Origin of the sequence: Ideonella azotifigens, from assembly GCF_006519715.1 — a bacterium.
In the GTDB taxonomy this organism is placed as follows: Bacteria; Pseudomonadota; Gammaproteobacteria; order Burkholderiales; family Burkholderiaceae_C; genus Ideonella; species Ideonella azotifigens.
Genome location: NZ_VIDT01000917.1, coordinates 1 through 1,811 on the forward strand (window position 1 = coordinate 1; position 1,811 = coordinate 1,811).

The 1,811-nt window shown below is 70.9% G+C and carries 2 protein-coding genes; one reads left to right on the top strand and one right to left on the bottom strand.

The window, feature by feature from the left end; translation table 11 throughout:
- Positions 1-182: 182 nt before the first annotated feature.
- On the top strand, positions 183-1,154 hold the full coding sequence (locus FKP22_RS29205) for a sensor domain-containing diguanylate cyclase (protein ID WP_141291669.1): 972 nt from the start codon (positions 183-185) through the stop codon (positions 1,152-1,154).
- Between the two features lie 56 nt (positions 1,155-1,210).
- On the opposite strand, the gene FKP22_RS29210 is transcribed toward FKP22_RS29205, so the two are convergent.
- On the bottom strand, positions 1,211-1,811 hold a 601-nt coding region (locus FKP22_RS29210; protein ID WP_141291671.1), incomplete at its 5' end, for a 2OG-Fe(II) oxygenase.

The following is a 1,811-nucleotide window of genomic DNA, read 5'->3' on the forward strand; positions in this document are numbered from 1 at the left end:
CCAAGGCGGCCAGCGTGTCTCGCACCACCGCCGCACCGGCCACCACGGCGGGCGACAGCGACTGGAGCAGCTTCTGACCAGGCGGCCCGCGGTTCAACCCGCGGGTAAACGATAGGGCGCCCAAGCCTTCTGCCGCGCAGGTGCCGCTTGTCGGCGCTGGCGGCTCGGTAGAAACTGGCCGCATGGACCGCCGCCCCCCTTCCTTCGACCCGCAGTCCCGCACCTGGCTGGAACTCGGTGAAGTGCAGCGACTGCTGCTGGACTCCTATCCCGGCCTGGTGCTGGGGCTGGACCTGGACGGCCGAATACGCTGGATCAACCCGGCCGGTGCCGAGCGCCTGGGCCGTGGCCGCGACGAACTGAGCGGCCGCGAACTGGCCGGCAACCTGATGGCGCTGGAAGAGCTGGAGGTGCGCGCCACCCAGCTCTCGCGCGAACTCGGCGAACGCATCCCGGCAGACGCCAGCGTGCTCAGCGCCAGGCTGCAGCGCGGCTTCACCGACGAACACGAATGGGTGCTGCGCCACAAGGACGGCTCACCCCAGCCCACCCGCCTGGCGCTGGGCACGCTGCGCGATCACCAGGGCAGCGTGGTCGGCCTGATTGCCGTGGAGCCCGCGCAGCGCTCGGACGATGAAGCCCGGCTGCAGCTGACCCACCACGACAGCCTGACCGGCCTGCCCACCCGCGCGGTGCTGCCCGACCGGGCCGAGATGGCCATCCAGCGCGCCGCGCGCCAGCACAGCGTGGTGGCCTTCATGCTGGTCGAGCTGACAGGCTTCGAGGCCTTGTGCGAAACCCATGGCCACAGCGTCGGCGACGACGTGTTGCGCGCCACCGCCAGCCGGCTGCACTTCGAGCTGCGCAAGACCGACACGGCAGTGCGGCTGGATGGCGGCCAGTTCGCCGCGATGCTGGTCGACCTGCACCACGCGGACGAAGCCACGCTGGTCGCCAACAAGATCGCGCAAGCCCTGGCCGCGCCAGTCAATGTCGGCGTGGCCCGTATTCCGCTGAGCGCACGCATCGGCGTGGCCTGGTTCCCGTCGCATGGGGACCAGCTGCTGCCGCTGCTGCAAGCCGCCGAAGCGGCGCTGGCCAGCGTCAGCAGCGAAGCGGGCGGCGTGGCCTGCGCACCGTTGGCAGGCGACTGACCGCCGGCTGAACCTGCCCTCGGAACGGGCAGGTTCAGTGTCCCCTCAGCACGGGTTCAGTGGAACTCGCCTTCGCGCAGCCACTTCGTCGCCACCCACTTTTCACCGGCCAGCACTGGCGCGCCGCCGTGCAGCGTGCGGGTGGTCGGGCTGGGCCGGGAATAGCTGAAGAACACCGCGTTGCCCTTGATCGGGGCGACTTCGAGGCCGACGTCCGGGAAGGTCGTCGCGCCGCCGCGCTCGGGCGTGTTGAGGTACATCAGCAAGGTGCCCAGGCGCTGGCCGCCGCGCGACAGGATGGTCGGCGCGCCGGGCTGGGCCGGGTCGAAATAATCGTGATGCGGCAGGTACTGGGCGCCGGGCCGGTAGCGCAGCACCTGCAGGCCCTCGCCGTTGATCACCGGCCAGCGCAGCAGGTCGGCAATGCGCTGCTCGATGCGGGCGCACAGCGCGTGTTCGCCGCGGCCGAAGAACATGCCGTCGCTGGTACGGGCGCTGTTCACTTCGCTGCCGCCGGTCGCGTTGACCACGGTTTCCGAGCGCGACAGCCGCGGGTTGGCCAGCGCCACCAGCGCGTCGCACTCCTCGTGCGACAGGAAGCCGCCCAGCACCACCACCCGCGGCAGCGCCATCTGCATCAGCACCTGGACCTCTCGG